The 25,422-nt window shown below is 65.3% G+C and carries 23 protein-coding genes and 1 tRNA gene; 18 read left to right on the forward strand and 6 right to left on the reverse strand.

The window, feature by feature from the left end; genetic code table 11:
* Positions 1 to 40 precede the first annotated feature (40 nt).
* The 4 genes from A9W95_RS06370 (at position 41) to A9W95_RS06385 (ending at position 6,662) form a co-directional block, all read left to right on the forward strand.
* Positions 41 to 2,305 (forward strand): carbon starvation CstA family protein, encoded by a 2,265-nt coding sequence (locus A9W95_RS06370; protein ID WP_371328031.1) that lies wholly within the window; start codon positions 41 to 43, stop codon positions 2,303 to 2,305.
* Positions 2,306 to 2,343: 38 nt separating this feature from the next.
* The gene (locus tag A9W95_RS06375; RefSeq protein WP_067409803.1) at positions 2,344 to 3,870 is read left to right on the forward strand and encodes an Hsp70 family protein; all 1,527 of its coding nucleotides are present in this window, start codon (positions 2,344 to 2,346) and stop codon (positions 3,868 to 3,870) included.
* 61 nt (positions 3,871 to 3,931) lie between these two features.
* A complete protein-coding gene (locus A9W95_RS06380) occupies positions 3,932 to 5,263 on the forward strand; it encodes a glycosyltransferase 87 family protein (protein WP_156746046.1) in 1,332 nt (443 codons plus the stop codon).
* Between the two features lie 124 nt (positions 5,264 to 5,387).
* Positions 5,388 to 6,662, forward strand: coding sequence for a serine hydrolase domain-containing protein (locus A9W95_RS06385; protein WP_067409807.1), 1,275 nt, complete (start codon positions 5,388 to 5,390; stop codon positions 6,660 to 6,662).
* 38 nt (positions 6,663 to 6,700) lie between these two features.
* On the opposite strand, the gene A9W95_RS06390 is transcribed toward A9W95_RS06385, so the two are convergent.
* Positions 6,701 to 7,135: a DoxX family protein gene (locus A9W95_RS06390; RefSeq protein ID WP_067409809.1), complete on the reverse strand. Its 435-nt coding sequence runs from the start codon at positions 7,133 to 7,135 to the stop codon at positions 6,701 to 6,703.
* A gap of 88 nt (positions 7,136 to 7,223) precedes the next feature.
* Here A9W95_RS06390 and A9W95_RS06395 point away from each other — a divergent pair, with 88 nt between their 5' ends.
* The 4 genes from A9W95_RS06395 (at position 7,224) to A9W95_RS06410 (ending at position 9,198) form a co-directional block, all read left to right on the forward strand.
* The gene (locus tag A9W95_RS06395) at positions 7,224 to 7,547 is read left to right on the forward strand and encodes a multidrug efflux SMR transporter (RefSeq protein ID WP_067409838.1); all 324 of its coding nucleotides are present in this window, start codon (positions 7,224 to 7,226) and stop codon (positions 7,545 to 7,547) included.
* Positions 7,544 to 8,092, forward strand: a complete 549-nt coding sequence (locus A9W95_RS06400) for a TetR/AcrR family transcriptional regulator (RefSeq protein WP_067409810.1) — start codon at positions 7,544 to 7,546, stop codon at positions 8,090 to 8,092. The genes A9W95_RS06395 and A9W95_RS06400 overlap by 4 nt, the downstream gene beginning before the upstream one ends.
* Before the next feature lie 121 nt (positions 8,093 to 8,213).
* The gene (locus A9W95_RS06405; protein WP_067409812.1) at positions 8,214 to 8,777 is read left to right on the forward strand and encodes a hypothetical protein; all 564 of its coding nucleotides are present in this window, start codon (positions 8,214 to 8,216) and stop codon (positions 8,775 to 8,777) included.
* A gap of 178 nt (positions 8,778 to 8,955) precedes the next feature.
* The gene (locus A9W95_RS06410) at positions 8,956 to 9,198 is read left to right on the forward strand and encodes a hypothetical protein (RefSeq protein WP_067409814.1); all 243 of its coding nucleotides are present in this window, start codon (positions 8,956 to 8,958) and stop codon (positions 9,196 to 9,198) included.
* A 3-nt stretch (positions 9,199 to 9,201) separates the two neighbouring features.
* On the opposite strand, the gene A9W95_RS06415 is transcribed toward A9W95_RS06410, so the two are convergent.
* Together A9W95_RS06415 and A9W95_RS06420 are read right to left on the reverse strand one after the other, a co-directional pair.
* The gene (locus tag A9W95_RS06415; RefSeq protein ID WP_067409816.1) at positions 9,202 to 10,035 is read right to left on the reverse strand and encodes an alpha/beta fold hydrolase; all 834 of its coding nucleotides are present in this window, start codon (positions 10,033 to 10,035) and stop codon (positions 9,202 to 9,204) included.
* Positions 10,036 to 10,044: 9 nt separating this feature from the next.
* Entirely contained in the window at positions 10,045 to 10,695 is a 651-nt protein-coding gene (locus tag A9W95_RS06420) for an HD domain-containing protein (RefSeq protein ID WP_067409817.1), read from the reverse strand.
* 264 nt (positions 10,696 to 10,959) lie between these two features.
* Here A9W95_RS06420 and A9W95_RS06425 point away from each other — a divergent pair, with 264 nt between their 5' ends.
* Positions 10,960 to 13,479: a glycogen/starch/alpha-glucan phosphorylase gene (locus tag A9W95_RS06425; RefSeq protein ID WP_082982938.1), complete on the forward strand. Its 2,520-nt coding sequence runs from the start codon at positions 10,960 to 10,962 to the stop codon at positions 13,477 to 13,479.
* Here the strand turns inward: A9W95_RS06425 and A9W95_RS06430 are convergent.
* On the reverse strand, positions 13,469 to 14,344 hold the full coding sequence (locus A9W95_RS06430) for a CoA ester lyase (protein ID WP_067409839.1): 876 nt from the start codon (positions 14,342 to 14,344) through the stop codon (positions 13,469 to 13,471). The two genes, A9W95_RS06425 and A9W95_RS06430, sit on opposite strands and share 11 nt — an antisense overlap.
* Before the next feature lie 147 nt (positions 14,345 to 14,491).
* On the opposite strand from A9W95_RS06430, the gene A9W95_RS06435 reads away from it, so the two are divergent.
* The 7 genes from A9W95_RS06435 to A9W95_RS06465 all read left to right on the forward strand — a co-directional run bounded on the left by A9W95_RS06435 (position 14,492) and on the right by A9W95_RS06465 (position 21,981).
* Positions 14,492 to 15,238, forward strand: a complete 747-nt coding sequence (locus tag A9W95_RS06435; RefSeq protein ID WP_067409819.1) for an alpha/beta fold hydrolase — start codon at positions 14,492 to 14,494, stop codon at positions 15,236 to 15,238.
* 54 nt (positions 15,239 to 15,292) lie between these two features.
* The gene (locus A9W95_RS06440; RefSeq protein WP_067409821.1) at positions 15,293 to 15,646 is read left to right on the forward strand and encodes a hypothetical protein; all 354 of its coding nucleotides are present in this window, start codon (positions 15,293 to 15,295) and stop codon (positions 15,644 to 15,646) included.
* A 210-nt stretch (positions 15,647 to 15,856) separates the two neighbouring features.
* Entirely contained in the window at positions 15,857 to 16,861 is a 1,005-nt protein-coding gene (locus tag A9W95_RS06445) for a glycoside hydrolase family 6 protein (RefSeq protein ID WP_067409823.1), read from the forward strand.
* A gap of 56 nt (positions 16,862 to 16,917) precedes the next feature.
* Positions 16,918 to 17,397: a nitroreductase family deazaflavin-dependent oxidoreductase gene (locus A9W95_RS06450; protein ID WP_067409843.1), complete on the forward strand. Its 480-nt coding sequence runs from the start codon at positions 16,918 to 16,920 to the stop codon at positions 17,395 to 17,397.
* A 38-nt stretch (positions 17,398 to 17,435) separates the two neighbouring features.
* A complete protein-coding gene (locus tag A9W95_RS06455; protein ID WP_253851581.1) occupies positions 17,436 to 20,111 on the forward strand; it encodes an adenylate/guanylate cyclase domain-containing protein in 2,676 nt (891 codons plus the stop codon).
* A gap of 78 nt (positions 20,112 to 20,189) precedes the next feature.
* Positions 20,190 to 20,996 (forward strand): DUF1906 domain-containing protein, encoded by an 807-nt coding sequence (locus A9W95_RS06460; protein ID WP_067409825.1) that lies wholly within the window; start codon positions 20,190 to 20,192, stop codon positions 20,994 to 20,996.
* Positions 20,997 to 21,282: 286 nt separating this feature from the next.
* Positions 21,283 to 21,981 (forward strand): hypothetical protein, encoded by a 699-nt coding sequence (locus A9W95_RS06465; protein ID WP_156746047.1) that lies wholly within the window; start codon positions 21,283 to 21,285, stop codon positions 21,979 to 21,981.
* A 798-nt stretch (positions 21,982 to 22,779) separates the two neighbouring features.
* Here the strand turns inward: A9W95_RS06465 and A9W95_RS06470 are convergent.
* Both A9W95_RS06470 and pgm read right to left on the reverse strand, forming a co-directional pair.
* Positions 22,780 to 22,852 (reverse strand) — tRNA-Ala (locus A9W95_RS06470).
* Positions 22,853 to 22,914: 62 nt separating this feature from the next.
* On the reverse strand, positions 22,915 to 24,546 hold the full coding sequence (gene pgm, locus A9W95_RS06475) for a phosphoglucomutase (alpha-D-glucose-1,6-bisphosphate-dependent) (protein ID WP_067409828.1): 1,632 nt from the start codon (positions 24,544 to 24,546) through the stop codon (positions 22,915 to 22,917).
* Positions 24,547 to 24,627: 81 nt separating this feature from the next.
* Here pgm and crcB (A9W95_RS06480) point away from each other — a divergent pair, with 81 nt between their 5' ends.
* Together crcB (A9W95_RS06480) and crcB (A9W95_RS06485) are read left to right on the forward strand one after the other, a co-directional pair.
* Positions 24,628 to 25,026, forward strand: coding sequence for a fluoride efflux transporter CrcB (gene crcB / locus A9W95_RS06480; protein ID WP_067409829.1), 399 nt, complete (start codon positions 24,628 to 24,630; stop codon positions 25,024 to 25,026).
* Positions 25,023 to 25,388, forward strand: coding sequence for a fluoride efflux transporter CrcB (crcB, locus tag A9W95_RS06485; protein WP_067409831.1), 366 nt, complete (start codon positions 25,023 to 25,025; stop codon positions 25,386 to 25,388). Before crcB (A9W95_RS06480) ends, crcB (A9W95_RS06485) begins: the two co-directional genes overlap by 4 nt.
* The last annotated feature ends 34 nt before the right edge of the window (positions 25,389 to 25,422 follow it).

Raw genomic sequence — 25,422 nt, forward strand, 5'->3', positions numbered from 1 at the left:
GGACAGACGCCGGCCGCCTTCTCGAAGTATGGTTTCCGGCGTGGCAGGACCCCACGACACCGTCAGCTACGTCCACACCGACACCGACCTGCCGCCCGTGGCGATCATCGATCGCTCGCCCCTCACCGTTGCGCACAAGATCGTCTTCGCCCTCATCGCGGTGGTCGGCGCCGCCGCGTGGGCCGTCATCGCGTTCGCCCGCGGCGAGACGGTCAACGCGGTATGGCTGGTGGTGGCCGCGGCCTGCAGCTACCTCATCGCCTTCCGCTTCTACGCCCGGCTGATCGAACGGAAGATCGTCCGCCCCCGCGACGATCACGCCACCCCCGCCGAAGTCCTCGACAACGGCACCGATTACGTGCCCACCGACCGACGCGTGGTCTTTGGGCATCACTTCGCGGCCATCGCCGGAGCCGGACCGCTGGTGGGCCCCGTGCTCGCCGCACAGATGGGCTATCTGCCCAGCACCATCTGGATAGTCGTCGGCGCCGTGTTCGCCGGATGCGTGCAGGACTACCTGGTGTTGTGGATCTCCACCCGACGGCGCGGACGCTCGCTGGGCCAAATGGTGCGCGACGAACTCGGCGCCGGCGCCGGCGTCGCCGCGCTCATCGGCATTCCGGTGATCATCACCATCGTCATCGCGGTATTGGCTCTGGTGGTGGTGCGGGCACTGGCCAAAAGCCCGTGGGGTGTCTTCTCGATTGCCATGACCATTCCCATCGCGCTGTTCATGGGCTGCTATCTGCGTTTCCTGCGTCCCGGGCGGGTGGCCGAAGTGTCCGTGATCGGAGTGGGCCTGCTGCTGCTCGCCGTCATCTCGGGCGATTGGGTTGCGAACACCCCCTGGGGCGCGCAGTGGTTCGGTCTGTCACCGGTCACCCTGTCCTGGTTCCTCATCGGTTACGGGTTCGCGGCCTCGGTGCTGCCGGTATGGCTGCTGCTCGCGCCACGTGACTACTTGTCCACCTTCATGAAAGTCGGCACCATCACGCTGCTGGCCGTCGGCGTGTGCGTGGCGCGACCGGTGCTCGCCGCGCCAGCGGTTTCCTCCTTCGCCACCAAAGGCAACGGGCCCGCGTTCGCCGGCTCGCTGTTCCCGTTCCTGTTCATCACCGTCGCCTGCGGAGCGCTTTCCGGGTTCCATGCGCTGATCTCGTCGGGCACCACCCCGAAGATGCTGGAAAAGGAAGGCCAGATGCGGCTGATCGGCTACGGCGGCATGATCACCGAGTCGTTCGTGGCTGTCGTCGCCCTGATCACCGCGACAATCCTCGACCAGCACCTGTACTTCACCCTCAACGCGCCTTCGGCTCAGACGCACGACACGGCGGCCGGCGCGGCGCGGTACGTCAACGGGCTCGGACTCGCCGGCACCTCGGTGACCGCACAACAGATCGATCAGGCCGCGGCCAGCGTGGGCGAACAATCGATCGTGTCGCGAACCGGCGGAGCGCCGACGCTGGCGTTCGGCATGTCCGAGATGCTGCACCGGGTGTTCGGCGGTGACGCCCTCAAAGCGTTCTGGTACCACTTCGCGATCATGTTCGAGGCTCTGTTCATTCTGACCACCGTCGATGCCGGCACCCGCGCGGCGCGGTTCATGGTCTCCGACGCGCTGAGCAACCTGGGCGGTCCGCTGCGCAAGCTGCAGGACCCGAGCTGGCGAGTCGGGGCGTGGGTGTGCAGCCTCGTGGTGGTCGCGGCGTGGGGCAGCATCCTGTTGCTCGGCGTCACCGATCCGGTCGGCGGGATCAACACCCTGTATCCGCTGTTCGGAATCGCCAATCAGCTGTTGGCCGGGATCGCGCTGACGGTCATCACAGTCGTCGTCGTCAAGATGGGTCACCTGAAGTGGGCGTGGATTCCCGCGGTTCCGCTGATCTGGGATCTCGCGGTGACCCTGACCGCGTCGTGGCAGAAGATCTTCTCCGGCGATCCCGCGGTCGGCTACTGGACCCAGCACGCGCAGTACACGGCGGCCAAGCACGCCGGAAAGACCGCGTTCGGCTCGGCGAGCGATACCCATCAGCTCGACGCGGTCATCCGTAACACTTTCATCCAAGGCACGCTGTCGATCCTGTTCGCCGCGGCGGTTGTCGTCGTCTTCATCGCCGGCGTGGGCGTCGCACTGCGGGCAATCCGCGGAGCCGCCCGGCCACTTGCCGAGGACGCCCCGGTCGATTCCGTGCGGTTCGCGCCGGCGGGGTTGATCCCGACCGCCCCGGAACGCGACGTGCAACGGAAGTGGGACGCATACGCCCGCACGGGCGGCGCGCCGAGCGACCAGGCTCTGCCCAAGTAAGTGCCAACTGCTCTGCGCGGGCCCTAAAATCGGGCGGAATGAGAGTCGGCATCGACTTCGGCACCACCCACACCGTTGCTGCGGTCGTCGACCGAGGCAATTACCCGGTCGTGTCCTTCGACGGGTTCGAGACTTGGCCATCGCTGATCGCCGCCAACCGGGACGGCGAATTGCGTTTCGGCTTGGATGCCGCCGCCGTCCGTCATGAGCCGGGGTGGTCGGTTCTGCGGTCGTTCAAACGGCTGCTCACCGACGCTGGACCCCAAACTCAGGTCACGCTCGCCGGGCGCAGCTATGGGCTGGCCGATCTGCTCACCGCCTTTTTGAGCCAGCTCAGAAACGATCTGTGCCACCGTTCGAACGCCGGCGCCGCCGCAGGCGAGTCCATCGAGGCCGCCATCAGCGTCCCCGCCAACGCCACCAGCGCTCAACGCTTCATCACCTTGGACGCCTTCGCGGCGGCCGGATTTCAGGTGGTCGCGCTGCTCAACGAGCCGTCAGCGGCCGGGCTCGAATACGCCCACCGCTATCGCTCCACCATCACCGCCAAACGGGAATACGTGCTGATCTACGACCTGGGTGGCGGCACCTTCGACGCCTCACTGCTGAAAATGGCCGGACACGTCAACGAGGTCGTCGTCAGCGAAGGAATTCAACGCCTAGGCGGCGACGATTTCGACGACGCCATCGCGCGGCTGGTCCAGGAGAAATCTGGGTTGCCGGTCGACGCCGACTCCTACGAGCTGCTCAAAGAAGAGTGCGCCGCGCGCAAGGAAGCGGTGGGTCCGCAGACGCGGCGCTTTCTGGTAGACCTCGCGGTGGTCAAGGGGCTCGATCGGCCGCCCTTCTCCTGCGGGATCGACGACGTCTATGCCGTCTGTGCACCACTGGTGGATCGAACCAGCGAGCTGCTCGGGCGCGTCTTGCGCGACCCGGCCGGTGACGGCAGAGACGTCGGATGGTCCGAGGTCGCCGGCATCTACGTAGTGGGCGGCGCCGGCAGCTTCCCCCTGGTGTCCCGGATGCTGCGCAAGAACTTCGGGGACAAGCGAGTCAAGCGCTCGCCGCATCCGTTCGCCGCGACGGCGATCGGTCTGGCGGTCTTCCTCGACACCGATTCAGGCTTTGTGCTCTCGGAGCGCTTTTCGCGGCATTTCGGCGTCTTCCGGGAGGCGCAGGCCGGCGCTGACGTCGTCTTCGACCCGATCGTGCCCAAGGACGCCGCGCTGCCCTCGGACGGACGCACTCCGCTGGTGATCAGTCGCCGCTACCGGGCGGCCCACAACATCGGACACTTCCGGTTCGTCGAGTGCAGCCGCCTGGTCAACGGGCGGCCCGACGGCGATGTCACGCCCTACGATCCGGTGCTGTTCCCGTTCGACCCGGCCCTACACGACCGCGAAGACCTGCTGCGCCAACCGGTGGGCCGGTGTACCGACGGACCCGATGTCGAGGAGCGCTACGTAGTAGCCCCCGGCGGTGCGGTCGAAGTCACGCTCACCACGCAACCCGCCGGCTTCAAGCGCACCTTCCGATTGGAAAGGCGCGCCACCGCACGCTTGTGAGACGCTGATCCTCGTCCGCCGTTGGGCGTAAGCGCGTCTTGGCCCACGGATCCGTAGAGAAGTGAGTGGCGCAATCGCAAAGAGTGCGGCGTCGGAATCCCGCGAGGCGCAACCTCGAACGCTGACCTTCCGTTGGCCGGCCCTGGCGGTCATGTCGATCTGGGCGGTCGCCGCGGCGGTGCTGTTGGTGGCAACCGTCCCACTGCGGACGCCACGGGCCGGCCTGTTGGGCGGCGGTGACGACTTCGACGCCTACCGGGATGGCGTGCAGCACGTGCTCGCGCATTCACCGCTCTATGCCGAGCCGCTGATTCACCAGCATCTCTACACCTACCCGCCGTTTTCCATCGTGGTGTTCCTGCCGTTCTCGTGGCTGCCGTTCGGGACCGACACCAATATCTGGCTGGCGTTCAACGTTGTCGTCCTCATCGCCGCGGTCCTGCTGTGCTGGCGGATCTTGGGTTATCGGTTCACGCCGTACCTGCTCGCGCAATCTCTGCTGCTGAGCGCGGTGTGCACCTTTCTCGAACCGGTTCGCAGCACGTTGCTGCATGGTCAGATCAACTTGGTCCTGCTGGCGCTGGTGCTGTGGGACGGCGCGCGAGGTGCGGCGAGTCGACTCAAAGGCGTCGGCGTCGGACTCGCCGCCGGGGTGAAGCTCACGCCGGCTTACTTCATCCTGTACTACCTGGCCGTGCGGCAATGGCGGGCCACGGCGGTGGCGCTGGCCGCGGTTGTCGCCACGATCGTGGTGGGTTGGGCTGCCCTGCCGAGTGATTCTCGGCAGTACTGGTCGGGGACGTTCGCCGATTCCAAGCGCATCGGCGACGACCCACTGCACCCGTCCAACCAGTCGCTGGGCGGTGCGATCGCGCGGCTGACCGCTCCGCACCCCGACAGTCCGATCGGCCACCTGCCGGGTAATGCGTTACCGATGTGGGCGTGGCTGCTGCCGGCCCTGGCGGTGACGGGGGCCAGCATGTGGGTCGTCGTGCGGCTCCACCGTGCCGGAGAGCGACTGCTGGCCGTGACGATCACCGGACTGACCGCGGCCGTGGTGTCACCGTTTTCCTGGACGCACCACTGGGTGTGGTTCGTGCCGCTGCTGGTCTACCTGGTCCATCGCGCCCAAGGCAACGCCCGGTGGTGGCTCCCCGCGGCTGGCCTGTTCCTGCTGATCGGAGCCTGGCCCTACCGCTTTCCCATGGACCTCGAGCCGCGGATCGGGCTGTTCATGTTCCCTGACACGTGGGCGCCGTGGGAAGTGCTGGCCAATCTGTACATCCTGCTCTACGCGGTCATCCTCGCCGCGGCGGCGACATGGGTCATCAGTCGCGACCGCGTCCGGCGAAAGACGGTTACCGACGCCGCCGAACCGGCGCCACAGCAGTGACGCGCAGGCCAGTCCGACGAGTGCTAAAACGACGTTATCGTCATTGGTAACATCGTTCTCATATACCTCCACTGCCGCTCTTCAGGTCGGGAGCAGCGGTAGGCCCTACGTACGGGAGCTGGCAATGACGCAAGCATCACTTCTGGAGACGGAGGACGGTCTTCCGTCGCACGTTCAGGGCGCCGCCGATCCGCGTTTCGCGTGCGTGGTGAACACATTCGGCAAGCTGTTCCCCGGTCCGCGGTTCGGCGGCGGAGCGCTGTCTGTCTACGTCGAGGGAGAACCCGTCGTAGACGTGTGGACCGGCTGGTCGGACCGCGACGGCGAGACGCCCTGGGACGCTGACACCGGAGCCATGGTGTTCTCGGCGAGCAAAGGGGTGGCGGCAACCGTCATCCACCGGCTCGCCGACCGCGGACTGCTCTCCTACGACGAACCCGTGGCCCATTACTGGCCAGAGTTCGGCGCCAACGGCAAATCCGAGATCACGGTGCGAGAGATGCTCGCGCACCGCGCGGGCCTGTCCCACCTGCCGAGGGTCACCAAAGACGAACTGCTCGACCAACACCTCATGGAGGAACGGCTGGCGGCCGCGCCCGTCGACCGCAATGCCGGTCGCGCGGCCTATCACGCGTTCACCTATGGCTGGCTGACATCGGGGCTGGCCCGGGCGGTGACGGGCAAAAGCATGCGGGAGTTGTTCCGCAGCGAGATCGCCGAGCCGCTGGACACCGACGGCATCCACCTGGGCCGCCCCCCGGCCGACGCGCCGACCACCGCCGCGCAGATCATGTTCCCGCAGACCCAGCGGGCCAATCCGGTGTTCGACCTGCTGGCGCCCCGGCTTGCTGAGCTGCCCGTCGCAGGCGGCCTGGGGGCGATGTATGTACGCGGCATTACCTCATTGATTCAGGGCGACACTCCCCTGCTCGACAGTGAGATTCCGTCGGTCAACGCCGTGGTGACGGCGCGTGGTCTGGCGCGGATGTATGGCGCGTTGGCCAACGGCGGTCGCGCCGGCGATACGCAGCTGGTGTCCAAGGACCTGGCGCGTGGCCTGCTGGGCAAATTGAGCTTGCGGCCCGACCTGAACATGGTCGTTCCGATGTCCTTTCACCTCGGCTACCACGGTTCGCCGGTACCGGGGCTGCTGCGAGGCTACGGGCACGCCGGATTGGGCGGGACGATCGGCTGGGCGGATCCGGCCAGCCGCAGCGCGTTCGCCTTTGTGCACAACCGGCTCGTCACCCCGATCCTGGTGGACCAGATCTTGATGGGGCCGCTGATTTTCCCGATTCGCCGGGCTACGACGGCGGCGCACGCCAGCGGCTTCATCCCGGTGCCGAGGTTCGGTGCGCCGGCTACAGCACCCGCGCTGCCGAGTTCCAGCGCGCGGTAACGAAGCGGCATGCCCGCCGCGCACGGGAGATCGATGGACTAGCGGCGGCGCGATCTCCTGGCAAGCACCATGTCGATCGAGTACTGCCCCGGGCCGGTGAACACCAGCAGAAGAAACCCGAAGCAGAAGAGGATGGCCATGGTTCCGCCGTTGCCTGCAGGCGGATCGCCGATCGGCCACAGCGCTTTCGGCTGATGCATCCAGAAGTAGGCGACGGCCATGTTGCCTGAGGCGACGAACGCCGCGGCGCGGGTGAACAATCCGGCGCCGATCAACAAGCCGGTGACGAACTCGATCAATCCGGCATACCACCCCGGCCACTCCCCGACCCGCACCGGATGACCCGAGTCCACCGGCCAGCTGAACAGGATCATCGACCCGTAGCCGGCGAAAAGTAGACCGTAGACCAACCGGAACAAGCTCAGCACCACCGGTGAATAACCGGCAAGCCGCCGGTCGAGGTTAGTCGTCATGCCCACAGAGGTTACGACGTGGCTCTGACAGCACCGCAGCAGCGTTTTGTACGTTTGTACATGTACATCGGTACATGTGGGAGGCGTGGTGGCTTATCTCTTGCTGTTGTGCGCGATCGCCGCGGAGGTGGTGGCGACCAGCTTGCTCAAGAGCACGGAAGGCTTCACTCGGCTGTGGCCGACGGTGGTGTGCCTGATCGGTTATGCCGCGGCGTTCGCGCTGTTGGCGATGTCGATCGCGCGCGGGATGCAGACGGATGTGGCGTATGCGCTGTGGTCGGCGATCGGAACGGCAGCCATCGTTTTGATCGCGGTGTTGTTTCTGGGCTCGACGTTGTCGTTGCCCAAACTGGTGGGCGTCGGTCTGATCATTGCCGGCGTCCTCACGCTGAACTTGGCCGGTGCACATTGACGGCCGTGGCTGATCGACGGCCGCGCGACCCGGTGGGTCGCCGGCAGGCGATCGTGGAGGCGGCCGGACGGGTGATCGCCCGCCGCGGCCTAGGCCAGCTCACCCACCGCAGGGTGGCCGCGGAAGCCGATGTTCCGGTGGGGTCGACGACCTATTACTTCAGCGACTTGCGCGCGCTGCGCGAAGCCGCACTGGCTCACGCCGCCACCAGCGCGGCCAGCTGGCTGAAGCAGTGGCGACACGAACTGGACGACAACGAGGATCTGCCCGCTACCCTGGCGCGGCTCACCGCCGAATACCTCACCGACCAAGACCGCCACCGTACTCTCAACGAGTTGTACGTCGCGGCCAGCCATCAGCCCGAACTGCAACGGCTCGCTCAGATGTGGCCGGAAGGCCTCCTGGCGCTGCTCGAACCGCGGATCGGTCGGCGCGCCGCCGAGGCGGTCACCGTCTTTCTCGACGGAGCCACGCTGCATTCGCTCATCACGGGTACCCCGCTGAGCACGGCGGCTCTGACCGACGCGATCACCCGGCTCGTGTGACCAAGCCGGTAACCCTTCGGCAGTTTCCCTCGGCAGGTTCTGGTTTCAGCCCCTCGGAAACGTGAACCCTGCCCACTGCGCCCCGCCATGTCGCGCATGCCAATTGAGAGGAAAGACGTCGATGTCGTCACGCAATACTTTTGTTCGTTCCCTGCACGACCTGGGCGCGGCCGCCTGGTTCGGCGGGTCGTTGATGGGCGCCGTCGGCGTCAACGGCGCGAGCGCCGCCGTCCGAGACCCCAAAGACCGCGCTCGCGTCGCAGCCGCGGGCTGGGCGAAATGGGCGCCGGTCAACGCCGCCGCCATCGGCGCGCACCTAATCGGTGGCGGCGCAATCCTCTACAACAACCGGGATCGCGCCAAGTATCAAAGTGGCGTCACGTCGAATACCGTCACGAAGTTGATCGTCACGGGCGCCGCTCTGGGCGCCACCGTCTACACTCGCGTGCTGGGAATGAAAGCCGCTCAGGGGCAAGGTGATTCGGTGCAGGGGGCGACCGAACCGTCCTCGTCGACACCGAGTGACGTCGCCTCGGCACAGCAGCAACTGCGCTACGCCCAGTGGCTGGTGCCCGCGCTGACGGGCACGATCCTCCTGCTGGGCGCTCAGCAGGGCGAACAACAACGTCCCGGGCAGATCGCGACTGGAGTCAGCCGGAAGCTGGCACGCGTTGCCGGCAACTGATCAGTAGCCTGCGGCCGCCCAGCAGAGGTGTCCGTCGAAGGTATTCCCATGACTGCGACTGCGTGTCAGGATTGTTGTCAAAGTGCTGTTCAGACGCCCTCTGCGGGTGAGCGGCACGACCCAGCATGCTGAATAGTTGCGACCGCGTCCGGTGATATGGGAGGAGTTGTGACCCAACATGATTCGATTCCGACGTTTGCTGGCCGTCACAGCACTTGCCACGGTCGTGGGTGGCTTCGCCGGGGCCGGCCTGGCGCAGGCCGACCCCGATGATCCCGAGCCGGCGCCACCTGGGCCCCCGGCCGGTCCGCAGCTTAGTCCAGAACAGCAGTGCGCCTGGATCGCGTTTCGCACCTGGGTGCCGTGCAACTGGGTGATGCCCGCGCCGCCGCCTCCGGGCACACCGGGGACCCTGTACTGAGACCTAGCAGCGTTCGGGGCTCAAGCAGCCCCGGCGGACCATCACGGCGCCCGCGTTCCGGCGCGCGTCGAAATCGATGACCGCGCGCACGAACTGACGCGGGTCGTAGTCGATGGCCTGATGCCCTTGCCCGTGTAGCGCAGCCATCGTGGCGCCGGGAATGCGGGCGGCGACAGCGGCCGCGGCCGTGCGGAAGTACTCTGGGCTCTTGCTGCCCAGGAGGATTCGTGTAGGCACCTCAATGCCAGCGAGCCGTTCAGAGGGGCGGTAGGCGCCCACCTCGGTGAGCTCGCGGACGGCGGTATGCGCGATAGAGTCTGCGACGTAAGGAAATTCGCGATCGGCGAGGTCCTTGACAGCAGGTTCGGCCAGCCGCAGGGTTTCGCGGTAGAACTGTTGCAGAAGTTCCCGCGGGTTGGCCATGGCGGACAGTCGCGCCAACGCGTCGGGTGAGACGACCTGCCGGCCCGGGGTGGGCAGCGGCGGCTCGTAGAGCAGGATGCGCCGAAACGCCGGCGTGATCAGCGCGGCCTCCAGGACAGCCAATGCTCCGTAGGAATGCCCGACCACATAGACGTTGCCACCGACGGCTTCGGCGACGGCCGCCACATCCTCGGCTTCACGTTGCAGACGGTAGGGTCCCGGGGCTTCAACGGCGCTGAGCCCGCGGCCGCGCCGGTCCATCAGATGGACGGTGTAGCGCTGCGCCAACCGGGCCCGCACCGCCCACCACCGGGCGCGGGTGCCTGTGCTGCCATGCACAAGCAGCAAAGGCATTCCCGCACCGCATGTTTCGTAACCGATGACGGTCCCGTCGCGGGAAACCACGGTGGCCATCACGACGTCCTATTCGGGCCAGCTGTTGTTGCGGATGATCTCGACGAAGTCGTCGCGGACGAACGAGTCGTCGAAGTGCTCCAGCACGTCGGCGTTGACGGTGCCGAAGGTGCTGCGCGGCCGGTGCTTCATACCGTCGGTGAACGCCCGCAGGATGCGGTTCTTGAAGTCGGGCCGCGGATGGGCGGCAGTCACCGCCTCGATGTCCTCGCTGGACAGGTCGTCGCGGCCGATGCCGAGCACGTCGGTCTCCACGCCCGCGGTGACGAGCGCGATCTCGGGCTCCAGAAACTCCGGGACTCCCGGGGTGGTGTGCAGTGCGATGGACAGCCACACCTTGCGCGCGGCGGCCTCGTCGACGCCCCGCTCCAACAGAAACTTGCGCGCGGCATTGGCGCCGTCAACCTCGAAGCGCAGCGAGGAGGTGCGGTAGCCCTCGGTCAGCCCGATGTCGTGGAACATAGCGCCGGCATAGAGCAATTCCAGGTCGGGCTGCAGACCGCGCCGCTGCCCTTGCAAGGCGCCGAACAGATACACCCGGCGCGAGTGGTTGAACAGCAACTCGTCTTCGGTGTCGCGGATGTACTCGGTGATGTCACGCACCAGCGGCGTGTCGGGAATGACGATGCCAGCGGTGGACTGGGTGGATGTGGCGGTCATGGCTCGCTCCTTTCCGTCTGATGTACTCGATCAAACGCCGAATCGGGCTCATCTGCGATGTTTGCTAGTGCCACATTTCCCACAGAACGTGCCATCGCCGCGGCGCGGTCGCTGCGAGAACGCCTCCGACGGCCGGCGAAGCCGATCCGTCGCGCATACGTGGGATTGCGTTTACGTAACTGACGTCAATTGCCGGTCCGGTGTGCAAACATCGCTGCCAGACTGACGGGTGCCTTGAGCAAGCGCTAGGGAGTAGGACTCACCATGACCGACCTTGATCAGACACCCTCGGACGGGCTTTCCGCCGCCAGCACCGGGCGCGAACTTTCCGAGCACTCCCGCACCGGGATGAGCGCCGCCGCGTTACAGCGCGCAATCACCGATCATCTGCGGTATTCGATCGGCCGTCCGGCCGCGGCCCTGCGGCCGGTGCACTATTACCGGGCCTTGGCACTGGCCGTGCGCGACCGCATGCAGGACCGCCGCGCGGCGTCGACGCAGGTGTCGCTCGACCTGGGCCGGAAAGTGACGTGCTACCTGTCGGCCGAATTCCTCATGGGTCCGCAATTGGGTAACAATCTGCTGAACCTGCGCATGGAGCGAGACGCGCGAGCCGCGCTGGCCGCGATGGGTCAGAACTACGACGAGGTCTTGGCCTGCGAGGAGGAACCCGGGCTGGGCAACGGCGGCCTGGGCAGGCTGGCCGCGTGTTACCTGGATTCGCTGGCCACCTTGGAGCGTCCGGCCATCGGCTACGGCATCCGATACGAATTCGGCATCTTCGACCAAGAAATTCACGACGGGTGGCAAGTCGAGCAGACCGATAACTGGCTGGACAGCGGAAACCCTTGGGAGATCCCGAAACCCGACGTCAACTATCTGGTCAAGTGGGGTGGGCACACCGAGCGCTATACGGACGACTCCGGCCACGAACGCGTGCGCTGGGTCCCGGGCATGATGCTCAAAGGCGTCGCTTACGACACACCCATCCAGGGTTACGGCGTCAACACCTGCAACGTGCTGACGCTGTGGAGCGCGCGGGCGGTCAAGTCGTTCGCGCTGGACGCCTTCAACACCGGCGACTACTACAAGGCGGTCGAGGAGGAGGTCACCTCCGAGACGGTGACCAAGGTGCTCTACCCCAACGACGAACCGGAGGCGGGTAAGCGGCTGCGGCTGCTGCAACAGCACTTCTTCGTGTCCTGCTCACTGCAGCACGTCCTGCACATCATGGACGATTTGGCCGACGTCTCGGTTCAGGAACTTCCTCAACGGTTCGCGTTGCAGCTCAACGACACTCACCCCTCGATCGGAGTTGCCGAGCTGATGCGGCTGCTGATCGACGAGCGGCACATGGAGTGGGAGGACGCCTGGGAGATCACGGTAGCGACGTTCGGCTACACCAACCACACCCTGCTGCCCGAGGCGCTGGAGACCTGGCCGCTGGAGATGTTCGCCCAGTCGCTGCCTCGCCACCTCGAGATCATCTACGAGATCAACAGCCACTTCCTTGACGAGGTGCGCGGCCGATTCCCCGGCGACGAGGACCGACTGCGGCGGATGTCGCTGATCGGCGAAGACGGCGGCAAGAACGTCCGGATGGCGCACTTGGCGACCGTCGGCAGCCACGCCATCAACGGCGTCGCCGCGCTGCACTCCGACCTGCTCAGAATCAGTGTGCTGAAAGACTTTTACGAGCTGTGGCCGGAGCGGTTCAGCAACAAAACCAACGGCGTGACGCCTCGACGCTTCGTCGCATTAGCCAATCCCGGGCTGCGCGAACTGCTGGATCGCACCATCGGCGATGGTTGGCTGACCGATCTCGATCGCCTGCGTGGGTTGGAGCGGTACGTCGACGACTCCTCGTTCCGCCAGCAGTGGCGCGATGTGAAACGCAGTAACAAGGCCCGCCTGGCCGCCTACATCCGTTCGGCGACGGGTGTTGAGCTCAAAGCGGATTGGATGTTCGACATCCAGGTCAAGCGCATCCACGAGTACAAACGCCAGCATCTCAATGTCCTGCACATCGTGACGCTCTATCACCGGCTCAAGCAGAACCCCGGTTCGTCGATTCCGCCCCGCGCATTTATCTTCGGCGGCAAGGCCGCGCCCGGCTACTTCATCGCCAAGCGAATCATCAAGCTGATCAACGCCGTTGGCCAGACCGTCAACAGCGACCCCGAGGTGAACCGCTTCCTCAAGGTGGCGTTCATCCCGAACTTCAACGTGCAGAACGCACACCTGATCTACCCAGCAGCCGATCTGTCCGAGCAGATCTCCACTGCGGGCAAGGAAGCCTCGGGCACCGGGAACATGAAGTTCATGATGAACGGGGCGCTGACCATCGGCACGCTTGACGGAGCCAACGTCGAGATGCGCGAAGAGGTCGGAGCCGAGAATTTCTTCCTGTTCGGGTTGACGGTGCAGGAAGTCGAGGCGCTCAAGGCGACCGGTTACCGCCCGGCCCACTACATCGACCGCAACGAGGAACTGCGCGCGGTGCTCGATCTCATTGCCGGCGGGACATTTTCGAACGGTGACAGCGAAGTGTTCAAGCCACTGGTGGACAATCTGCGTTACGACGACCCGTTCCTGGTGCTCGCCGACTACGCGGCCTATGTCGACTGTCAGGACCGAGTGAGCGCGGCCTGGCAGGACAAGGAGTCCTGGACGAAGATGTCCATTCTGAATACCGCACGCAGCGGGAAGTTCTCGTCGGATCGGGCCATCGCGGAGTACTGCGACGACATCTGGAACGTGTGGCCGCTGACCGTCAAGATGTGAAGCGCGCCTCGGCGATGCGTGCGGCCAGCGTCTGAATACGCTGCGCTTCGCGCACATGCAGACTCTCGACCATGCGGCCGTCGACGGTGATGACGCTCTGCCCTGCGGCCCGAGCCTGCTCATAAGCCGCGACGATTTTGTTGGCGTCGGCAAGCTCTTCCTCGGAGGGGCCGAACACCTCGTTGGCCGGCGCGACTTGTGCGGGATGGATCAGCGTCTTGCCGTCGAAACCCATGTCGCGGCCCTCGCGCGCCTCGGCGACAAAGCCGTCGGTGTCGGTGATGTCGTTGAATACACCGTCCAGAACGACCTTTTCGGCGGCCCTCGCCCCCAACACCGCCAGTCCCAACGCGGGCACGATCGGTGCGCGCCCAGGCACGTGCCGCCCGTGCAGCTCGTTCACCAGATCGTTGGTGCCGACGACAAGCACCGCGAGGCGGTCGTTGGCCGAGGCGATTTCCTCAATCCTCAAGAAGGCCTTGGGCGTTTCGATCATCACCCAAAGCTGCAGATTCTCCGGGGCGTTCGCCAGCCTGCCGGCCAGCGCTTGAACCTGCGGCCCCGTTTCGACTTTGGGTATCAGAATGCCGTCGGCCGCCGACTCGGTCACGGCGACCAAATCGTCGTCGTGCCATTCGGTCCCCAATCCGTTGATGCGCACCACGATTTCGCGCGGGCCGTAGTTGCCCGACGAGATGGCCTCGCAGACCTTGCTCCGGGACTCGACTTTCGCGTCCGGGCCAACGGCGTCCTCCAGGTCGAAGATCAGAACGTCCGCGGGGAGGGTCTGCGCCTTCTCCAGCGCGCGGGGCTTATTGCCCGGAAGGTAGAGGGCCGATCGGCGTGGGCGCAGCGTCGGCGCCATGGCGAGTTCGCTTTCTTCTGGTGCGGTGATCGAGCATCCGTCAGCGTAGGGCATCGACATTGCCGCAGTGCTGTCCGGAAGAGAGGGTGTCGCTTTTGCCCGCCTCGGCGCGACAATAAGCGGGTTCGGCGACCAAAGGAGCCCACTATGACCGTCGTGTTGGTGCACGGCAATCCCGAGACCGACGCTATTTGGGGCCCGCTGGTCGATGCCCTCGGTCGCGAAGACGTGGTGCGGTTGTCGCCGCCGGGATTCGGCGCACCGTTACCGGACGACTTCCCCGCCACCTACCTCGCCTACCGCGACTGGCTCGAGGAGGAACTGGAGCGCATCGACGACGCGATCGATCTCGTCGGTCACGACTGGGGCGGCGGGCACGTCGTCAACGTGGTCATGCACCGACCCGAGTTGGTGCGCAGCTGGGTCAGCGACGTCGTCGGTGTCTTCGACCCGGACTACGTCTGGCACGACCTGGCCCAGGTGTGGCAGACCCCCGGCGAAGGCGAGCAATTGGTCAGCACCATGCTCGGTGGAACGCTGCGGGACCGAGCCAACCAGATGGCCGGGTTGGGGATACCCACTGACATCGCGACCTCTCTTGCCGTGGCGCAGGGCCCGGAGATGGGCCGGGCCATCCTGCAGCTCTACCGTTCTGCGGCCCAACCGGCTATAGCCGAAGCCGGTCGGGAATTGGAAAAGGCGGCAGCCCGCCCGGGCCTGTCCCTGATTGCCACCGACGATCCATACGCGGGTCCCGAGGAGATCCGGCGCCGGGCCTCCGAGCGGGCTGGGGCGCGCATTGAGGTGCTCGACGGGCTGGGCCACTGGTGGATGACGCAGGACCCGCAGCGCGGCGCGGCCGCCCTCACCAAGTTCTGGGATTCGCTTGGTTAATCGGACGGCCGTTCTCTTAGGCTCTCGTAGTCGGCACTAGGCGAAGGACAAGTCGTGGCGAAGTATCTCGTGCTCTACTCGTCGACTCACCGAACTGGCCAGGAACTGCGCTGGCGTCTGGCGACCGACGTCGATCTCGAGGACGTCCGCCGGCGGCTCGACGACGCCGAACAAGGTGAGTTCGTCAAGGTACCCGTCGTGCTCGAAGACGAACTCGACACGCTGCAACTGCGAGTACAACCCCACCAGTTCGGGGCGTGGCTCGTTCTCGATCTGCCCGAAGTGGCGGGCTCGCCGGCGCCGCTGGTAGCCGCACGAGCCCGGATGCCTGATTTCGGACAGTTGTTCCGGCAGGTGCGCGAAGCGGCCGACGCCGTTCGCGACCCTAAGCACCAGCAACGGAAGTAGGGGCTCACCGGGCGGGCGGTGCGTCCGCCACAACCACCTGATTCTTGCCCGCCTCACAGCGACAGACCCTGTTGTCGCTAGCAGGCGGGCAGAAAGACAGCAACGACCCCCAGTGACCGAAGTGACTGAAGTGACCACTGGAGAGGCCACGATGCGGCGCGAGGCCCCCCGCGATTGGCCGGCTGTGTCCTCAGACGCTAATTTCCTGGGGTGATGTTCTCAGCTGCTGGTGCGGTCACGAGATGGATAGCCCCTTTGTTGACGATGGCGGCCGTTGCCGCCATGGGGTTTGTCGTCAGCCCAACGCGGGTCAGCCCCGCGCCGGGGTTGCGTTTGACTGCTGACGCTAATCCGTTGGCGGGCATGCCGTTCTACGTCAATCCCAACTCGGCGGCTATGCGCGCCGCGCAAGGGGCCAACCCCCCGAGCGCGGAGTTGTCTACCGTCGCCAATACGCCGCAGGCGTACTGGATTGTTCCCGGATCCTCGGCAGCCACGGTCGCCAAGTACACCGGTGACGCGGCTGCCGCCGGCGCCATGCCGGTGTTCACGCTCTACGGAATTCCACACCGCGACTGCGGCAGCTTCGCCGCGGGAGGATTCGGGTCAGGGGCGCAGTACCGCGGCTGGATCGACGGCATCGCCGCCGACCTGGGTTCTTCGCCGGCCGCAGTCATCGTCGAACCCGATGCCCTGGCCATGGCCGACTGCCTTTCGGCCGACCAGCGCCAGGAACGCTACGACTTGATTCGCTACGCCGTCGAAACGCTGACCCGCGATCCGGCCGCCGCCGTGTACGTCGACGCCGGGCACCTGCGCTGGCACAGTGCCGAGGACATGGCCGCCCGGCTCAACCAGGCCGGTGTGGGCCGCGCCCGGGGCTTCAGCGTCAACACGGCGAACTTCTTCACCACCGAGGATGAAATCGGCTACGGCGAAGCCATTTCGGGGCTGACGAATGGTTCACACTACGTGATCGACACCTCGCGCAACGGCGCCGGACCAGCGCCCGACTCGGCGCTCAACTGGTGTAACCCCAGCGGCCGAGCACTCGGCACTGCGCCGACCGCGGCCACCGGGGGTGCGCACGCCGACGCCTACTTATGGATCAAACGTCCCGGCGAATCCGACGGCACTTGCGACAAAGGCGACCCACCGGCGGGCACCTTCGTCAACCAGTTCGCCATCGACCTGGCTCGCGGTGCAGGCCACTAGCAAGCCCGGTGGCCAAGCGACGGTAGCTCAGCCGCCCAGTACCTCGGAAGGCAGTGATGGCCGCACCCAATCGACCTAAGCAACTCGACTCCCCCGTGTTGCCCAAGATGTTCAAGTACGTCGGCAAAGGGCACGTGTGGATCTACCGTCGCACCGGGGGCCGCATCGGCGGAAAATGGCGCATTGGCGCGGGTTTCCGCAAGCCGGTGCCCACTCTGCTGCTCGAACATCGCGGCCGTAAGTCCGGCAAGGTCTTTGTCACGCCGCTGCTGTACATGCGCGACGGGGTCGATGTGGTGATCGTCGGTTCGCAGGGCGGCCGGGCAGAACACCCCCAGTGGTTCCGGAACCTGGTAGCCAACCCGGACACATTCGTCGAGATCGGCTCCGAGCGGCACGCCGTGCGCGCTGTCGTGGCCGACGCCCAGCAGCGAGCACGGCTTTGGCCGCGTCTGGTCGACCTCTACGCAGATTTCGACACCTATCAGAGCTGGACCGAACGGGAGATCCCAGTGATCATCCTGCAGCCGCGCTGACGCACCTCGGCGCTGGCCTTATGTGACATTCTTTGCGGGTGGCTACGGAGGTGCCGCCTACCGGGGTGGTGACCTTTCTTTTCACCGACGTCGAGGGCTCGACCCGTCGGTGGGAAGCCGATGCCGATGAGATGCGCGCGGCGCTCGCCGCCCACGATCAGGTGCTGCGTCACGCGATCGAGTCGCATGGCGGGTGGTTGTTCAAGCACACCGGCGACGGTGTCTGCGCCGCGTTCGCCTCACCCAGATCGGCGGTGGATGCCGCGGTGGCCGCACAGCGGGAGCTGGAATTGCCGGTCCGGATGGGCATCGCAACCGGCGAAGCCGAACCGCGGGATGGGGACTACTTCGGTACGGTGCTCAATCGCGCGGCGCGGGTGATGGCCGTCGGCCATGGTGGTCAAATTCTCGTGGCGGAGTCGACGGCGGGTCTGCTGGGTGGAGTAGACCTCGTCAACCTGGGGCTGCGAAGGTTGCGCGATGTACCGAGGCCGGTAGGGGTGTTTCAAGTGTGCGCCGCGGGGCTTCGCACGGACTTTCCCCCGTTGCGGGCGCTCGATACAGATCCGGGAAATCTGCGTCCTGCGACTACCAGCTTGATCGGACGGGCGTCCGAGGTCGCCGACATCGCAGCGGCGGTGCAGGCCCATCGATTGGTCACGGTGACCGGCGTGGGCGGGGTCGGCAAGACCCGCCTGGCGGTGGAAGTCGGGACGTACCTGGCTAACGAGTTTCCCGACGGGGTGTGGCTTTTCGAATTAGCAGCGGTGACCGATCCTGCGGCTGTACCCGATGCGGTGGCGGCGGTGCTGGGCATCACCCAGCAGCCGGGTAAGACAGTCAGTGAGTCGGTGGCCGCTGCGTTGGAGGGCCGGGTCCGGCTCTTGGTGGTCGACAATTGTGAACACGTGCTCGACGCTGCCGCCTGTTTGATCGAAGCGATACTCGCAGACTCGGTATCGGTACGCGTTCTCGCCACTAGCCGCGAAGGACTCGGCGTGGCGGACGAGCAGGTTCGGCCGGTGCGCTCGCTGGACGCCGCAGCCGGAGTCGAGTCTGCGGCGGTGCGCCTGTTCGTCGAACGCGCACGAGGCATTGCGCCGGGATTCTCGATGGTTGATCCCGATGAAGCCGCCGCGGTCACCGAGATTTGCCAGCGTCTCGACGGGATCCCTCTGGCCATCGAACTGGCCGCCTCCCGAATGGCGTCGATGACCGCCAGCGAAGTGCGTGATCGGCTTGATCACCGCTTCAGACTGTTGGTCGGCTCGAGGCGCGGTCTGGAACGCCACCACACGCTGCGCCACGCTGTGGCTTGGTCCTACGACCTTCTCGGAGACGCCGAAAAGACGGTGCTAGAACGATGTTCGGTGTTCGCCGGTGGATTCGACCTGCAGAGCGCCTGCGCGGTGGCCGGATCAGCGGACCGCGACGAGTACGCCATCCTGGAGGCGCTCGACGCTCTAGTCCGCAAATCCCTCGTATTGGCTGTGCGGTCCGGCGGGCGGACCCGGTATTCGATGCTGGAAACGATCCGCCAGTTCGCCGAGGAGCAACTGATCGCCCGCGGGGAAGCACCCGAAATTCGGACCACCCACGCGTGCTACTACGCCGGACGAGAATCCGACACCATGGGCTTGTGGGACGGCCCGCGCCAGCGTGAGGCATATGACTGGCTCACGCTCGAGTGGGCCAATCTGCGCACCGCCTTTCGGTGGGCCACCGAGCAAGGCGATTTGGACGCGGCGGCCGCGATCGCGGCGTATTCGGCGTTGCTTGGCCCCTTCCTCGAGAATTACGAACCCATCGCGTGGGCCGAAGAACTGATAGAACCCCTGCGGGCCGTCACACATCCCCGGCTCCCCGCCGCATGCGTCGGGGCATCGTTGTGCGGTCTCGTCGGGCGCTTCGAGGATGCCGTGCACTACAGCGACGTCGGCCAGACAGTCATCGCCGCTGCCCGGGATAAAGTCGCGTACTTCGGCGAAGCCTTCCTCGGCAGTGCGTACCTGTTCGTCGGTCGGCCCGAACGGTATGTCGAGCTATGCCGCGCCCAGCTGACCCGCACCGGCCCGACCAACGTGATGGGCAAGGCCAATTTGGTGTTCGCCCTGGCCGTCTCCGGTTCGAGTGAAGAGGCGATGGTAACCGCCAGCGGCCTCATCGAGGACGCTGAGGCGACGGGCAATCCGTGGGTGCTTGCGTACGCACTTTTCGCTTGGGGGTACGCGTTCCGCGACACCGAGCCAGGCCGCACGCTCGGGGCGTTGCGCCGCAGCGTGCTCGTCTCCCGGGAGAGCGGCAACCGTTTCTACGAGACTCAGTTCACCTATTGGTTCTCCGGACTCGAGGCTCAGCAGGGGGATCCGATGGCGGCGCTGGCGTACCTAGCCGTGGCTATCCGCAACCACCACGAGTCGGGCAACATCGGCATGTTGTCCAACCCACTGGCCGTGCTGGCCGTTCTTCTCGACCGGCTCGAGCGCTACGAGCCAGCGGCCACCATCGCCGGTTTCGCAGCGGTCAAACCCATGGCCGCAGTGACCCTGCCGGAACTCGGAACCGCGATTACCCACCTCCGGGATGTCCTCGGCGACCACACCTACGAAGTGCTCGCCCGCCAGGGCGAGACGATGACCGTCGCGGCCATGGCGACATACGCCTACGACCAGATCGACCAAGCCCGAATAGAACTCAATGCGGTTTCTGAATAGGTCACAAACGAGACCAATTCGGTATCAGCTGACACACGCTACTTCTGTTGACAGAAGTCACATATTTAACATCACGCGATGCACGATTTGTCGCTGGAGTCGCGCCTCCGGCGATCAGAAATTTCCCGGCGCGACGCATTGCGCTATGCCATCGCCGTGTCGGCACTGCCAGGGTTGTACGCGGCAGCGGCAAGTGTCCCTCTGCCTGCGGCGGCTGCCGCCCCTCCCAAACTGATCGACTTCGCCATGCGCCAGATTCCCGCCGAGCACATTCGAGCTGCTGGCTACAACGGGGTCATCAACTACGTCTCGCTATCGCGTCCCGGCTCGTCCATGGGCGCCAAGCCGATCACCCGGCCGTACGCCGAGCAGCTGACCGCTGCCGGGTTGATGATCGTCAGCAACTACCAATACGGCAAGCCGGGCGGGACAGCACCGTCTGATTTCCGGCGCGGTTTCGACGGTGGTGTCGCCGATGCCCGCACCGCCTGGAAGCTGCATACCGCGGCCGGTGGCGGTCAGAGTGCCCCGATCTTCTTCAGCATCGACGAGGACATCAATCACGACACCTGGAACACTTTGGCCCTCAAGTGGTTTCGCGGAATTAATTCGGTACTGGGCGTGCAGCGCACCGGCGTCTACGGCGGTCTCGACGTGTGCAAGTGGGCTGCCGACGACGGCGTCATCGGGAACTCGCGCACCCCCGGCCACAAGTGGGCCTGGCAGACGAAGGCCTGGTCCCACGGTCAGATCTATCCGGCAGCGGTCCTGTACCAACGGGTGGTCAGTACGGCGTCGAATCCGGGTCCGGTTGTCGGGGGCCTGGAAGTCGACGTCAACGATGTTCTTGCCGAGGACTGCGGTCAGTGGAGCCTGCACCGCTGAGCCCGTGGCATGGGCGGGAAATTCGGTGGAGCTAAGTTGGTTCAGCAGAATTCTTTTGATGTCAATGTCAGGTGAGCACCGGCGACTCTTAAGGTGAGCGGCTCCATAAACGACGAATCAGCGCGCGAGTGAAGATGTCAACGGTGCAACCGGCTATCTCACTCAAAAGTCGACTCGTGGCCCTCAAGTTAGAGTCGGGAGAAGCCTGACACCGACTGCGGATTTCTCTTAGCCCGATTCGCGTCGCTACGGATTTCCGCCGGGTCTGCAGTTCACACTGTTCAACGTGTCGAAGTGGAGGCCAAGGGGCTTTCGTTGGGCTTCTATCCTGCTGCTGCTGAGCGGCGGCTCGATTGCCGTAGTTGTGCTGACCGTGTCCGGGCTCGGGCCGTGGCACCTACACTTTGGTGCAGCGTCGTTCAAAGACTTAACCGGCGGCATACAGAGCCTCGTTACGGCCGCCGGTGTGGTGGTCGGTGGCTGCTGGGCTTACTTCAAGTTCGTACGTGGTCGAACGTATCGGCCGAGGCTCGCCGTCGACCTGTCCGGCCAGTGGAGACGGTTGAACGACACAGACGTGCTCCATGTCCGAGTTCGGGTCACCAACATCGGTGCTTCGATGGTCGCGCTAAACCAGTATGGCTCTGGCCTACGGGTGGGTTTGCCGGCCAATCCAGAACACAACGAGTTCAGATGGCAGTTCCTACAGCTTGCGAGACGAACCGCTTCGGCCGCCGAAACCGTCGACCGTGTATTCGAAATCCTGCGAGAACATGCTTGGATCGAACCCGGAGAAACGGTTTCGGACGACTTGCTTCTCGATCTGAATAGCAGGCCGACCATCTACAAACTCGAATTGGCGCTCTTGTGGTCCCTGTCCGGCGACCATGCCGACCAATTCAGCCCTGACGATATCGAAGTCTTCGCACGAAGAATCCTTGGGCCAGAAGACACTTTAAGCGATAAGCTCAGCAGCAAAGGGTAGCTGAACTCGAACGGACACGCTTATGGGCAACGGAGACTTCGGGCCACAAAGCGCCTCCAATGCGGATCGGTCGAACGCATTACAGCGAGGGAAGCCAGAGGAGTATGGGAGCTGGAACAACACAGGTGCCCGCGCTTTACCGCCTCCTTCAGCAGCACCGCCGAGCGCCGGCGCGCCTCGGTCGTACCCTCCCACGGCCCACTCGAGCGGGACAGACCGAAAGAACGACAACATGCGGTTCTGGGTTGTCATGGGCCTGCTCGTTGTCGCCGCAATCGTCATTGTGATTCTCGTTGTTGCCCTTGCCTAGCAGTTCGCGACGGCAGCCGTAATTGGCCCGCTTGCCCGCTTTGCGCTTAGTTGGAAAATCGTATTGATGCGCCAGTGTGGATGGCGCAGCGGATGAGCAATCGCCGTATCGGGGCCTGTCGGCGGGGTGGAAGGCGAGGTCACACCGATTTCGCCCAATGGAGACTCAAAGTGTCACGGTTAGCAGCTCAACCCCCTACGCGCCCAGTCGACCATGATCGGGCTCTGCAATCTCGGTCGTCGTCTATGTCTTTGCGGAATGCAAGCGCGACTGTGACCACCGCTCATGTATTACGCAACAGACATCTGGCCTCGACCGCAGGTAAGTTCTCCTGCTACTGCAGTTACCGAATTGGCTGGAACCGTCGAGGCCAGTATTGACTGGGGCTGCATGTGCCGCCAACTTCGCGTAGCACCGTGCATCGTTGACGCAGGGTTGACGCAGCGTACTGAGTGGTGTTTTTAACGCTCTGAACTGCGATTATACGGTGGAGCTAAGGGGACTCGAACCCCTGACCCCCACACTGCCAGTGTGGTGCGCTACCAGCTGCGCCATAGCCCCGAGAAGTCGTGCCCATCGAAGCTACACCACCGGCCGAACGGGTTCAAAGTCGCTGGTTATCCTCACCCGATGACCGCGTTGACCACCTCGCGTGCTGTCTGCTGCACCTCGGCCAAGTGATCCGGGCCCTTGAAGGACTCGGCGTAGATCTTGTAGACGTCCTCGGTCCCCGACGGTCGAGCGGCGAACCACGCATTGGCCGTCGTCACCTTCAGCCCGCCCAGCGGTGCGCCGTTGCCGGGCGCCTCGGTCAACTTCGCCACGATCGGCTCCCCTGCGAGCTCGGTGGCGCTGACCTGTTCGGCGGACAGCCGTGACAGCCGCGCCTTCTGCTCGCGGTTGGCGGGCGCGTCGACCCGCGCATAGACCGGAGCGCCGTACTCGGCGCCCAGTTCGGCGTACCGCTGCGACGGTGTCTTGCCCGTGACGGCCAGGATTTCCGAGGCCAACAGCGCCAGGATGATCCCGTCCTTGTCGGTCGTCCATACCGAGCCGTCGCGCCGCAGGAACGACGCCCCCGCCGACTCCTCGCCGCCAAACCCGATCGAACCGCTGATCAGCCCGTCGACGAACCACTTGAACCCGACCGGAACCTCGACCAGCTTGCGGCCCAGCCCGTTCACCACCCGGTCGATGATCGACGAGCTGACCGCGGTCTTGCCGACAGCGATACCGTCCGGCCAGTTCGGCCGATGGGTGTAGAGATAGTCGATGGCCACCGCCAGGTAGTGGTTCGGATTCAGCAGCCCCTCGTCCGGGGTGACGATGCCGTGCCGGTCGGAGTCGGCGTCGTTGCCGGTGGCGATTTGGTAGCGATCCCGGTTGGCAATCAATGACGCCATGGCATCCGGTGAACTGCAATCCATTCGGATCTTGCCGTCGTGATCCAGCGTCATGAACCGCCACGTCGCGTCGACCAATGGATTGACGACGGTCAGATCCAGCCGATGGCGCTCAGCGATCTCGCCCCAGTAATCCACGCTGGCCCCACCCAGCGGGTCGGCGCCGATGCGAACCTGTGCGTCGCGGATCGCCGCGAGGTCCACAACGTTGGGCAGGTCGTCGACGTAGTTGCCCACGTAGTCGTGCCGTTGCACGCTGTCCAGCGCGCGGGCAAGCGGTACCCGTTGCACCGCGGCCCACCCGTCGCGCAGTATTTCGTTGGCGCGCTTGGCTATTGCGTTGGTGGCGTCGGTATCGGCCGGCCCGCCGTTGGGCGGGTTGTACTTGAAGCCGCCGTCCGGTGGCGGGTTGTGTGACGGCGTGACGACGATGCCGTCGGCCAGCGCGTCGGTGCGGCCACGGTTGTAGGTCAAGATGGCATGGCTGACCGCGGGTGTCGGGGTGTAGCGGTCCCGCGAGTCGATCATGGCGACGACGTCGTTGGCGGCCAGCACCTCCAAGGCCGACACCCAGGCGGGCTCGGAAAGGCCATGCGTGTCACGACCGATGAACAGCGGTCCGGTGGTGCCGTGCGCCGCCCGATACTCGACGATCGCCTGCGTGATCGCCACGATGTGCGCCTCGTTGAAGGCTCCATTGAGGGCCGAACCGCGATGCCCCGAGGTGCCGAACACCACCTGCTGGGCGACGTTATCGGGATCGGGCTCGATCGAGTAATACGCCGTCACGAGGTGCGGCAGGTCGACGAGGTCTTCGGGCAGGGCCGGCTGTCCGGCGCGCGGGTGGGCCATGGCTACCAATTGTGCCCATACCGGCCGGTCCGGCCCTAGGCTGCGTAGGCGCACATTTGGCACAGCGAAGGGAAACAACCAGTGGCAAGCCGCGACTATCGGGAGCTGGCCGCAATTTTCGCCGGCGGAGCCGTGGGCGCGTTGACCCGGGCAGGCCTGGCCACACTCTTCGTCACCGACCCGGCACGCTGGCCCTGGCCGACATTCATCGTCAACATCGCCGGCGCCTTTCTGGTCGGCTACTTCACCACCCGACTGCTGGAACGGCTGCCATTGTCCAGCTACCGCCGCCCCCTGCTGGGCACCGGATTCTGCGGCGGGCTCACCACCTTCTCCACGATGCAAGTCGAGACGGTGAAGATGCTCGAACACGGACATTGGGTATTGGCCACGACGTACACCGCGGTGAGCATCGCCGTCGGACTCCTGGCGGTCCATCTGGCCAGTGGACTGGTGCGCCGCGCGCGGGTGCGCGCGTGACGGCCGCCATTTGGGTCGGTGTCGCGCTCATCGGCGGAGTCGGTTCGGTGTCGCGCTTCCTGATAGATCGCGCGGTCGCCCGGCGAGTCGCCCGATCGTTTCCGTTCGGCACCCTGACGGTAAACATCAGCGGCGCCGCGCTGCTGGGATTCCTCGGCGCACTAGCGCTTTCGAAGGACGTGGCACTCCTTGCCGGCACCGCCTTCGTCGGCGCCTACACCACCTTCTCCACCTGGATGCTCGAGACGCAACGGCTTGGCGAGGAGCGCCAGTTGCCTGCAGCGTTCGCCAACCTCGCGGTCAGCGTCGTGCTCGGGCTGGCGGCGGTGCTGGCCGGTCAATGGATTGCCGAGCATATATGAGCGGACCGAGCTTGAAGCTGACCGCCTACTTCGG

It is taken from the genome of Mycobacterium sp. 1423905.2, from assembly GCF_001673155.1.
Classification (GTDB): domain Bacteria; phylum Actinomycetota; class Actinomycetes; order Mycobacteriales; family Mycobacteriaceae; genus Mycobacterium.

What these genes read in the sequence shown, in the direction of transcription:
- A9W95_RS06385 (WP_067409807.1), top strand. Translation starts at nt 5,388, where the DNA reads ATGACGCAAGCATCACTTCTGGAGACGGAGGACGGTCTTCCGTCGCAC.
- A9W95_RS06420 (WP_067409817.1), bottom strand. Translation starts at nt 10,695, where the DNA reads ATGACCGCCACATCCACCCAGTCCACCGCTGGCATCGTCATTCCCGAC.
- A9W95_RS06410 (WP_067409814.1), top strand. Translation starts at nt 8,956, where the DNA reads ATGATTCGATTCCGACGTTTGCTGGCCGTCACAGCACTTGCCACGGTC.
- A9W95_RS06435 (WP_067409819.1), top strand. Translation starts at nt 14,492, where the DNA reads ATGACCGTCGTGTTGGTGCACGGCAATCCCGAGACCGACGCTATTTGG.
- A9W95_RS06415 (WP_067409816.1), bottom strand. Translation starts at nt 10,035, where the DNA reads ATGGCCACCGTGGTTTCCCGCGACGGGACCGTCATCGGTTACGAAACA.
- pgm (WP_067409828.1), bottom strand. Translation starts at nt 24,546, where the DNA reads ATGGCCCACCCGCGCGCCGGACAGCCGGCCCTGCCCGAAGACCTCGTC.
- A9W95_RS06405 (WP_067409812.1), top strand. Translation starts at nt 8,214, where the DNA reads ATGTCGTCACGCAATACTTTTGTTCGTTCCCTGCACGACCTGGGCGCG.
- A9W95_RS06450 (WP_067409843.1), top strand. Translation starts at nt 16,918, where the DNA reads ATGGCCGCACCCAATCGACCTAAGCAACTCGACTCCCCCGTGTTGCCC.
- A9W95_RS06430 (WP_067409839.1), bottom strand. Translation starts at nt 14,344, where the DNA reads ATGGCGCCGACGCTGCGCCCACGCCGATCGGCCCTCTACCTTCCGGGC.
- A9W95_RS06460 (WP_067409825.1), top strand. Translation starts at nt 20,190, where the DNA reads ATGCACGATTTGTCGCTGGAGTCGCGCCTCCGGCGATCAGAAATTTCC.
- A9W95_RS06375 (WP_067409803.1), top strand. Translation starts at nt 2,344, where the DNA reads ATGAGAGTCGGCATCGACTTCGGCACCACCCACACCGTTGCTGCGGTC.
- A9W95_RS06425 (WP_082982938.1), top strand. Translation starts at nt 10,960, where the DNA reads ATGACCGACCTTGATCAGACACCCTCGGACGGGCTTTCCGCCGCCAGC.
- A9W95_RS06390 (WP_067409809.1), bottom strand. Translation starts at nt 7,135, where the DNA reads ATGACGACTAACCTCGACCGGCGGCTTGCCGGTTATTCACCGGTGGTG.